We start from the raw sequence: 9,185 nt of genomic DNA on the forward strand, positions 1-9,185 counted from the left end.
TGCGGCCGCGACCCTTGCTCCTCCCGTGGCCGGGACGCGGGTTACGTCGCGGCCCGGAACTGGATGGCTTCGAAATCGCCCACCGGGTTCAGGTCGACTCAGCGCAGCCCGTCGCCATCGGCGGCGCCCAGCGGCAGGGTCTTGCCCGAGCGCAGGCAGGTGACGGTGTCACCGGCCGCGTTGCGCAGGCCCAGGCGCAGCCCGTGCAGGGCGGGCGCCTCTTCGTAGAGGTTGTTGCGCTGGCCTCCGTAGTTCACGACATGGACCAGCGACTTGCCGGGGCCGGCCTGGTGCTGCACCGTCAGCTCGACCGCGCCGGCGCCTTGCAGCACCGCTGGGGCGCCGGGGATGTGCCGGGTGATGAGGTCGGTCATGATGGTGCGGTGGCTGGGCAGGCTGTCGCGGTAGTACTGGACCTCGGGCATCCAGGGCAGCCAGACCACCTTGCCCTTGCCATGTGCGCGCGTGACGGCGCCGGGCGCATCGCTTTCCTCGTCAGGAAAGCACAACTCGGGCGGGCCGAAGCGTTGCGGCGGCAGCAGGGTCATGCAGGTCTCGGCGCCATCGCGCAGCTTGGCCTCCCAGAAGCGGCCGTCGAGCATCACGAGGCGGCTGTCGGGCAGGGGCATCTCGTCGGGCGAGACGCGCAGGTAGGCGCCCTTCATGTCCTCGCGGACGGTGAACGGCCCCTCGACCGGCAAGCTGGCCAGTGCCGGCGCGTCGCGCCGCAGCCCGCGGGCATCGAGCTGCCCGGTCTCGCCGGTGATCAGCAGCACGCCGCCCTGATCGACCCAGGCGTCCAGCACGGCGGCCTCTTCGTCCGACAGGCACGTGACGCCGGGCATCACGATGGCGTCGTAGCCAGCCAGCGCCTCGAACCCGCCGGGCCCTTCCGTCCGGCCCTCGACCGCCTCGTCGAGCACGAAGTCGAAGGGAATGCGTTCCTCGTAGAGCGCACGGAAATAGCCGCGGAACCCCGCGCCTGTGCCGAAGAACGCGGCCTTGATCACGTCCTCGCCGCCGGCGTCGCGCCGCCCGTAGCGGTTGGTCTTGAGCGAATGGTAGAGCCCGACCCTGGCGCCCGAACCCAGGTCGCGATAGGCGTCCTCGACGCCGGCGTGCCACTGGAACAGCTCTTGCACGCCCGCCATGGGCCGCTTGTCGTCCTGGTCCATCACGCCCAGCAGGTAAAGGTCCAGCGTCATGCCGTTGGCCAGTTGCTGCGCCATGCGCAGGGTGTGGTAGGCCGCCGTCTCGGCGTGGAAGCGCCAGGCGAAATCGACGAAGTTGGCCGAGGTCGACGAGGCATTCTTGTGCGGCGCATAGGCCCGGGCCCAACGCGCCTGTTCACCCGATTGGTGCGGCCATTCGGGTTGCGGCCGGTGCACGGCACGCTGCACCTCCATGCGGATCAGGTCGCTCTTGCCGCGGTGGCCGGTCATGGCAACTTTCGGGGCGATCTTGTGCAGATGGTCGTAGACCTTGGCGCGCAACTCGAGCGCGGTGCGGTCCTGGAACTCGAGGTAGTCTGCATAGGCCGGGTCGGTGAAATTCTCGACCTCGGGCAGCGCATGGCCGTACATCTGCTTGAAGCGGTCGCGGCAGCGGTCGCAGGTGCAGATGCCGAAATAGCGGCCCGAGTAGTCGAAATTGGTGTAGCCGAACATGTTGAAGAACACGCCGTCCACGTCGTAGCGCCCAAGCGCCTCGTCCATGATGCGGAAGGCGTAATCCTGGTACCAGTCGCCGTTCACGCAGGCCTGGTAGGTGCCGTTATATTCCAGCGCCTCGCCGGCGGCATTGTGCACGAACCATTCGGGATGGGCGTCGTAGGCCAGCCTGGTGGCCTTGGACATGTCGAACCGGCCGACCAGCGCGAGGCCCTCGGCATGCGCGGCCTCGACCGCGTCGCCAAGCGCGTCGCCCTTCATCATCGGGTTCACCGCCTGCAACTCGAGCTCGGTCGGGTAGAAGGCGAAGATGCCGCCGATGTTGTAAAGCAGCGCCGTGGCGCCGAACTCGCGGGTCTCGCGCGCCAGGGCGCGCTGGTCGTACAGCGCATCGGGCTGGCGCAGGTTGGTCTGGACCAGCCGGAACGGCTCTTTCCACCAGGACTTGGTGTCCGTTCGGGTTGTTGCGTCACGCATGTGTGGGAACCCCTTCCAATATAAGATCTTCGGCGTGGTGACAGGCGACCTGGTGACCGTCGACGGCGCGAGGCATCGGGTCCTCGGCGCGGCAGCGGTCGGTCGCGAATGGGCAGCGCGGGTGAAAGGCGCAGCCGGGCGGGCGGTTGGCCGGGTCGGCCACTTCCCCGGTCATCCGGGCGCTGCGGGCGGCGCGGGCGCTGCGCGGATCGGGCCGCGGCACGGAGGCCAGCAGCGCGGCGGTGTAGGGATGGCGCGGGCGGGCGAACAGCGGGCCGGTCTCGGCCAGCTCGACCACCCGGCCGGAATACATCACCGCGACCCGGTCCGAGATGTATTGCACGACGCTCATGTCGTGCGAGATGAACAGGTAGGTGAGGCCGAACTACTCCTGCAAGTCCTGCAGCAGGTTCAGCGTCTGCGCCTGGATCGACACGTCCAGCGCCGAGATGCATTCGTCGGCCACCACGAGGCGCGGATCGACCGCCAGCGCGCGGGCGATGCCGATGCGCTGCCGCTCACCGCCGGAGAAGGCGTAGGGGTAGCGCATCAGGTACTCGGGGCTGCAGCAGCGAGGCGACCTTGTCGCGCACCTGCGTCTCGTTCCGCATCCCGGCGTTGCGCAGTGACTCGCCGATGATGTCCACCACCCGGCGGCGCGGGTTGAGCGACGCAAAGGGGGTCTGGAAGATCATGCGGATGTCGGTGCGGGTCCTGCGCAGCCCGGCCTTGTCGAGCGCGGTCAGGTCCAGGTCCTGCCCGTCGCGGTCGCGGAACAGGATCTGCCCCTCGGTCGGGTCGTTGATGCGCAGCAGGGCCTGGCCGAATGTGGTCTTGCCGCAGCCGGATTCGCCCACCACGCTGAGCGTCTCGCCCTCGCGGATATCGAGGTCGATGCCGTCGACCGCGCGGACATGGCCCACGGTGCGCTTGACCACGCCCTTGCGGATCGGGAAATGCACCTTGAGCCCGCGCGTGCGCAGCAGCACCGGCGCCGCGTCGGTGGCGGGGCGGATGTCTGATTGCAGGGTTATCGCGTGGCCTCCTTGCGACGCGGCAGGTCCGCCATGGCCGGATCGCGCAGGTGGCAGGCCGCGCCATGCGTGGCGGAAAAGTCGGTGATCCGCGGTGCCTGCACGTCGCAGAGGCCCGGCACCGCCTCGTCGCAGCGGGTGTGGAACGGGCAGCCGCCGGGCCGGGCCAGCGGATGCGGCACCATCCCGTGCACGGCGCGCAGCCGCTTGCCATCCTCGCGCCGGGCGCCCAGCCGCGGGATCGAGCCCAGAAGCGCCTGGGTGTAGGGGTGCTGCGGGTCGTAGAAGATGTCGTCGACCGTGCCGCGTTCGACCACCTGGCCCAGGTACATGACCGCCACGTCATGGGCGATCTCGGCCACCACGCCCAGGTCATGGGTGATGAACATCACCGCCATGCCGGTTTCGTCCTGCAACTCGCGGATCAGGTCGAGGATGTTGGCCTGGGTCGAGACATCGAGCGCCGTGGTCGGTTCGTCCGCGATCAGCAATTGCGGCCGGCAGGCGAGGGCCATGGCGATCATGACGCGCTGGCGCATGCCGCCCGACAGCTCGAACGGGTAGGCGCCGAGCCGGTCGCGCGGGCCGGGGATGCGCACCCGGTCCAGCGCGGCGACGGCGCGGTCCTCGGCCTCCTTGCGGGTGACCGGATGGTGCAGGCGGATCTTTTCGACCAGTTGGGCGCCGATCGTGTGCACGGGTGACAGAGATTCCATCGGCTCCTGGAAGATCATCGCGATGTCGCGGCCCCGGATGCGGCGGATCTGCTTGCTGCGCGGGTCCAGCTGGGCCAGGTCGACCGCCGACTTATCGGGGCGCGACAGGATCATCTGCCCCTCGACCACCTTGCCCGGCCGGCCGACGATCTGCAGGATCGACCGCGCCGTGATCGACTTGCCCGATCCGCTTTCGCCGACGATGCAGAGGGTCCGGCCACGGTGCACGTCGAAGGTCACGCCGTCGACCGCGCGGATCACGCCGGCCCTTGTGCCGAATTGCGTCTTGAGACCGCGCACGGAAAGCAATGTGTCGCTCATGTCCTCACTCCGCGTAGGGATCGGCAGCATGGCGCAGGCCATCGCCAAGGCAGTTGAGCGCCAGCACGGTCATGATCACCATGACGCCGGGCGCCAGCAGCCAGGGCGCCTCGGAAAGCGACCGGATGTTCTGCGCCTCCTTCAGCAGCACGCCCCAACTGACCACCGGCGGGCGCAGCCCGATGCCGAGAAAGCTCAGCGAGATGATCACCGTGATGATGAAGTAGACCAGGATCGGCGACCAGGTCACCGGAATGGCGGCGGCCAGCCCCATCCACAGCGGGATCGTCGGGATCGAGATGATGAACTCGGTCACCCGTTGCACGGCGGTGTCGATCCAGCCGCCGAAATAGCCCGAGATGCCGCCCAGGGCCACCCCCAGCACGAGGCTGATCGCCACGCCGACCAGGCCGATCGAGGTCGAGATCCGCGTGCCGTAGACCAGTCGGCTGAACACGTCCCGGCCCAGCCGGTCGGCACCCATCAGGTAGAAGGGCTGCGCCGGGTCCTTGGGGCCAAAGAGGTGCCGGTCGGTCTTGATCAGGCCGAACAGGCGGTAGGTCTCGGCGCCGCGCACGAAGAGCCCCAGCGGCACCCGCGCCTCGGGATCGGGGGCGAAGACCATGCGCAGCGTGTTCGGGTCGCGCGATTGCGAAAATCCGGTGACATGGGGCTGAAAGTGCAACCCGCCCTCGTCCCGCACGAAGATGCCCATCAGGTAGACCAGCAGGATGAACACCCCGCTCCACAGTGCCAGCTTGTGATCCGTGAATTTCAGCCAGATCAGCCGCCACTGGCTGTCCATTCCGACCGGCGGCGGCGCCTTTTGCGCCTCTGCCCGGTCCAGTTGCGGTTTCGCGTCTACCAGACTCACCGCGCCAGCCTCCCGGCACGGCGCAGCATCGCATAACGAATGTGCGTCATGAACAAGTCGTCCCCGACTCCTCCTTAGCAAAACAAACAAAACAATATTAGGTTAGTCAATGTTTTTGTTTTGCGACCTACCGACGAATTAGTCAAGTGTATGTGGGCAAAGCAAAGTTAGACGACTTGCGTTGGGCAGTTGACTTCGGTCGCGGCAAAACCTAACAATCAAACAAACATCAGAGGGTATGGCATGCCAAAAGCCACCGTGCAGAGTATCGCCGACGAGCTGGGCCTATCGAAGTTCGCGGTGTCGCGCGCGCTGAGTGGCAAGTCGGGCGTGAGTGACAAGACCCGGCGCCTTGTCGAGGAGGCGGCGGCGCGGCAGGGATATCGCCCGCGCAACGCGGCACGCAGCGAAAGCCACGTGGTGCGGCTGATCTTTCCCAATGCCGCCGTCGCGAACCGCGAGCTGTGGATCGACATGCGCCACGGAATCGAGATGCAGGCCATGCGCGAGGGTTACGAGATCGACCTGGTGCATACCCGAGATCCCGCGCGCGTGGCCGAGATGGCCGACACCAGTCTGGGCCTGATCATCGCCGGGACCGCCGACCGGGCCGTGCTCGAGGCGGCGCAGGCGACCGGATTGCCGGTGGTGACCTGCGCCCACGAGGTGCCGCCGCTGATCGCGATCGACCAGGTGACGGCCACGGACGAGGAAACCGGAGTCTACGTCGGCGAGTATCTCGAGAAGCTGGGCCATCGCGACATCGTCTACGTCGAGGGGCAGGCCGGCTTTCCGGGGCGCACCCGGCGGCTGAACGGGATGCGCCATGCCGTCAGTGACGATGTGCGGGTCAGCCTGATGACCTTCAGCGAGGATTATGCTGGCAGCGAGTTCCTGCCCGAGATGGAGCGGATCCTGGCCACCGGTGCCCGGCCGACCGCATTCTTCTGCGGCTCGGACGGGGTGGCCGTGACCTGCCTGTCCGAGCTGTTGCGCCTGGGCCTGCGCGTGCCCGAGGACGTGTCGGTCGTCGGCCATGCCGATTACCCGCTGGCCACGCAGGTGTCGCCCAACCTTACCACCATCCGCATGCCCAACCGCGAGGTCGGCATGCAGGCCGTGCAGATGATCCGGTTCCGCCAGGCCCCCGCCGCGCCGCCGGCGCATGGGCTGCCCATGCGCATCCATCTTGTGGCCAGCCTGGTAGAGCGCGACTCGAGCGGTCCGGCCGGCTCACCCGACTGGCAGGCCCTGCGCGCCACCGCCGAGCGGCCGGCCGAGTGACGGGGCACACGAACCTCTGAGCGACAGGGCGGGCCGGCCCGAAGGTCGACCCGGGCTGCGTCGGTCAGGTCGCCGATCAGGCCGAGGACATCGCCGCCAGCGTTCGGATCAGCGCCGAATGGTCCAGATCGCCGTCCCCGCGCCCGATGGCGGCATTCATCAGCTGCTGCACATTGGCGGCGTTGGGCAGGGCGAGGCCCAGCGACCGGGCCGCCTCGGTCGCCAGGGTCATGTCCTTGCGGTGCAGGTTGATGCGGAAACCCGGATCGAAGGCTTCGTCGATCATCCGCTCGCCATGCACCTTGAGGATCGTGGAATCGGCAAAGCCGCCCAGCAGCGCCTCGCGCACCTTGGCCCGGTCGACATCCATGGCGCCGGCCAGCAGCATGGCCTCGGCCACCGCCTCGATGGTCAGGCCGACGATGATCTGGTTGCAGACCTTGGCCGTCCGGCCGGCCCCGTTGCCGCCGACATGGGTGATCCGCTTGCCCATCAGCTCGAGCAGCGGCAGCGCGGCGGCAAAGGCCGCGTCCGTCCCGCCGCACATGATGCTGAGCGCCGCGTTCCCGGCCCCCGCCTGGCCGCCCGAGACCGGCGCATCGACCCAGAGCGCCCCGGCTTCGGCCACGCCATCGGCAAAGCGGCGCGTCGCCACCGGGTCGATGGAGCTCATGTCGATCACGATGGCGCCGGGTTTCAGCGCGCCGATCACGCCGTCGGGGCCGGTCAGCACCGCCTCGACATCCGGTGTGTCCGGCAGCATCAGGATGACCGCATCGGCCCCCTTTTCAGCCTCGGCCGGGGTGGTGGCGGCTTTCCCGCCCGCCTCCACCAGGTGCGCGCTGACCGGCTTGACGCGGCTCAGCGCCAGTTCGTGGCCCGCCGCGATCAGGTGTCCCGCCATGGGGCGCCCCATGACGCCAAGTCCGATGAAACCAATTCGCATTCCGTCCTCCTCTCACGCTTCCCTTGGTAGGATCGTAATAATTTAGGCAGTATTGTTATGCAAACGTTTTGCTTGCTCGTGTTATTTCATGGCGAAGGCCAGGTCCGCCCCGCTGGGCGCCTGCACGTCCCATGTCAGCCGACGGCCCGCGCGCAGCTGGTCCGGTGGTGTCGCAAAGTTTCCGGTTCCGTGGTGGCGTCGAATATGACAGCATCGTCAGTGAGTTGGTGAAAGGCAGTGGACTTGGTCGGGTTTAAGGGCGTGCTCTATCCGAAGGACATTGTCAGGGTGATGGTGCTGCGAAGGCCCGATAGGCCGCTCATATGTGGGACCTCGACGATCTCTCGCGCCGTAAGGGCCATCGGTTTCCGCGGACCGCCATCGGCCAAGCCGTCTGGGACTGTCACCGCTTCGCTCTGAACCTGCGCGATGTCGAAGATCTTCTCGCGGAGCAGAGGGGCATCGTCTCTTGCGAGGCGATCCGGATCTGGTGCGCGACGATTGGAACTCAATTCACCGCGAAGATCCGACGCGACCGGCCACGGCCAGCCGACAGGTGGCATCCCGACGAGGTCGTCCTCAAGATCAACGGCGTCAGGCGCCGGCTTTGGCCGGCGATCGACGCGACCGGCGGCGTGCTGGACATCCTGGTGCAGTGGCGCCGCGGCCCCGAGGCCGTTCATGCACGAGCTCTTCAAGCGCTGGAGTTTGCCGCGGGTGATGGTGACCGACAAGCTCGGTTCCTGTCCGGCCGCGAGGACGAACCGCGCCCCTGGCGTCGCACATTGCCGGCACAAGGGGATCAACAACGCCGCCGACGCATCGCACCGGCACACCCGCCGACGAAAGAAGATCATGGGTCGGTTCAAGTCGCCGCGACACGCCCGGCGGTTTCTGTCGGTCCACGACCAGACAGCCGCCATCTTCCGCCCACGCCGTCACCGCCTCGCCGCCCGGTCCTGCCGCTAGGCAAGACAGGACCCGTTCGACGTCTGGCCGCCCATATCACCGAACTATCCACGTAAGCGGTCGCGAGCGGCACCTTGAACGGCCAGGCAAAACAACCTGACAGTGCCTCCCGGACTTAATTCGATCAGACAGGGAGGAGATGCGCCTCTTCTTTCGCCGAAGTCCCGCGTCCTACTCGACCTTCCCTCAAGCAGCCCATGCCTACTGTGGACATCCGCATGGCAGAGCAACATCCAGGACGTCGTGCGCGGCGTGACGCCTGAGCCATCGAAGGGCGAATGTGGCTGTCCGATACCAGGGCGACGAGCCATCGCATCTCGTCATCGAGAGACCTGCAGGTCGTTCGGGACGCGCCTCGCAAGGTAGTAGTAGCCGTCCTTCACGAAGGTATGGGCCGCTGGTTTGTGCACCGCCATGTTCTACGCTCGCTCCATCCAGGGATAAAGCCGAGGCATTTCAAGGGAGTAGCTAAGGAAGTGGTGCCCCAAGACGGACTCGAACCGCCGACCTACTATTTACGAAACAGTTGCTCTACCAGCTGAGCTATTGGGGCATTGCGGCGCCTCATAAACGGAAGGCGCCCACCGTGCAAGGCAGAATCCATCCCCGTCCCCCGGTGGCGGACCAGCTCTGGACAGCGACGATCCGCATGTGATTGAACTTGGAAAGCTGGGTGACACCATTCCGACGGGAAAAGGCATTGCGTCCAGTGCCGCGTCGTCCATTACTGTCGCCAACCACGGACCGCCGGCAGGGCAGGTCCGTGACTCTGACAGCTTCGGCCGAATCGCGGTCGCGAAACAGGAAGGATCGGTACATGAACTACCACAGCCCGAGTGATTTCATTGAGGCGTCGCGGTTGGCGTCTGTTGCGTCCGGGGTGACGCGGTTCCT

8 protein-coding genes, 1 tRNA gene and 1 pseudogene are annotated in these 9,185 nt (G+C 67.0%); 2 read left to right on the top strand and 8 right to left on the bottom strand.

Features of this window, described 5'->3' with window-relative positions:
* Window positions 1-98 precede the first annotated feature (98 nt).
* The 6 genes from MF270_RS25955 to MF270_RS25975 are packed head-to-tail and all read right to left on the bottom strand — an operon-like array spanning window position 99 to window position 5,092.
* Window positions 99-2,147, bottom strand: coding sequence for an alpha-amylase family protein (locus MF270_RS25955; protein ID WP_238368554.1), 2,049 nt, complete (start codon window positions 2,145-2,147; stop codon window positions 99-101).
* Complete coding sequence (locus MF270_RS25960; RefSeq protein WP_238368555.1) at window positions 2,140-2,499, bottom strand: oligopeptide/dipeptide ABC transporter ATP-binding protein; 360 nt, start codon at window positions 2,497-2,499, stop codon at window positions 2,140-2,142. Before MF270_RS25960 ends, MF270_RS25955 begins: the two co-directional genes overlap by 8 nt.
* A 33-nt stretch (window positions 2,500-2,532) precedes the next feature.
* Entirely contained in the window at window positions 2,533-2,697 is a 165-nt protein-coding gene (locus MF270_RS28290) for an ATP-binding cassette domain-containing protein (protein WP_272490886.1), read from the bottom strand.
* Complete coding sequence (locus tag MF270_RS28295; protein WP_336246065.1) at window positions 2,666-3,136, bottom strand: ATP-binding cassette domain-containing protein; 471 nt, start codon at window positions 3,134-3,136, stop codon at window positions 2,666-2,668. The genes MF270_RS28290 and MF270_RS28295 overlap by 32 nt, the downstream gene beginning before the upstream one ends.
* Window positions 3,137-3,177: 41 nt before the next feature.
* Window positions 3,178-4,218 carry an ABC transporter ATP-binding protein gene (locus MF270_RS25970; protein WP_238368556.1) on the bottom strand — a complete coding sequence of 347 codons (1,041 nt, stop codon included), beginning with the start codon at window positions 4,216-4,218 and terminating at the stop codon, window positions 3,178-3,180.
* A gap of 4 nt (window positions 4,219-4,222) precedes the next feature.
* Window positions 4,223-5,092, bottom strand: a complete 870-nt coding sequence (locus tag MF270_RS25975) for an ABC transporter permease (RefSeq protein WP_238368557.1) — start codon at window positions 5,090-5,092, stop codon at window positions 4,223-4,225.
* A 258-nt stretch (window positions 5,093-5,350) separates the two neighbouring features.
* On the opposite strand from MF270_RS25975, the gene MF270_RS25980 reads away from it, so the two are divergent.
* Complete coding sequence (locus MF270_RS25980) at window positions 5,351-6,376, top strand: LacI family DNA-binding transcriptional regulator (RefSeq protein WP_238368558.1); 1,026 nt, start codon at window positions 5,351-5,353, stop codon at window positions 6,374-6,376.
* Between the two features lie 76 nt (window positions 6,377-6,452).
* On the opposite strand, the gene MF270_RS25985 is transcribed toward MF270_RS25980, so the two are convergent.
* Window positions 6,453-7,322 carry an NAD(P)-dependent oxidoreductase gene (locus tag MF270_RS25985; RefSeq protein ID WP_238368559.1) on the bottom strand — a complete coding sequence of 290 codons (870 nt, stop codon included), beginning with the start codon at window positions 7,320-7,322 and terminating at the stop codon, window positions 6,453-6,455.
* A gap of 323 nt (window positions 7,323-7,645) precedes the next feature.
* Between MF270_RS25985 and MF270_RS25990 the strand changes: the two are divergent.
* Window positions 7,646-8,291 (top strand): annotated as a pseudogene (locus MF270_RS25990) (IS6 family transposase).
* Between the two features lie 477 nt (window positions 8,292-8,768).
* Here MF270_RS25990 and MF270_RS25995 read toward each other — a convergent pair.
* Window positions 8,769-8,844 (bottom strand) — tRNA-Thr (locus MF270_RS25995).
* Window positions 8,845-9,185: the final 341 nt, after the last annotated feature.

The sequence above is a fragment of the Mesobacterium pallidum genome, from assembly GCF_019966535.1.
Lineage (GTDB): Bacteria > Pseudomonadota > Alphaproteobacteria > Rhodobacterales > Rhodobacteraceae > Mesobacterium > Mesobacterium pallidum.

Coding starts and splice junctions, on each gene's coding strand:
- MF270_RS25955 (WP_238368554.1), bottom strand. CDS start 2,147: ATGCGTGACGCAACAACCCGAACGGACACCAAGTCCTGGTGGAAAGAG.
- MF270_RS25970 (WP_238368556.1), bottom strand. CDS start 4,218: ATGAGCGACACATTGCTTTCCGTGCGCGGTCTCAAGACGCAATTCGGC.
- MF270_RS28290 (WP_272490886.1), bottom strand. CDS start 2,697: ATGCGCTACCCCTACGCCTTCTCCGGCGGTGAGCGGCAGCGCATCGGC.
- MF270_RS25985 (WP_238368559.1), bottom strand. CDS start 7,322: ATGCGAATTGGTTTCATCGGACTTGGCGTCATGGGGCGCCCCATGGCG.
- MF270_RS25960 (WP_238368555.1), bottom strand. CDS start 2,499: ATGAGCGTCGTGCAATACATCTCGGACCGGGTCGCGGTGATGTATTCC.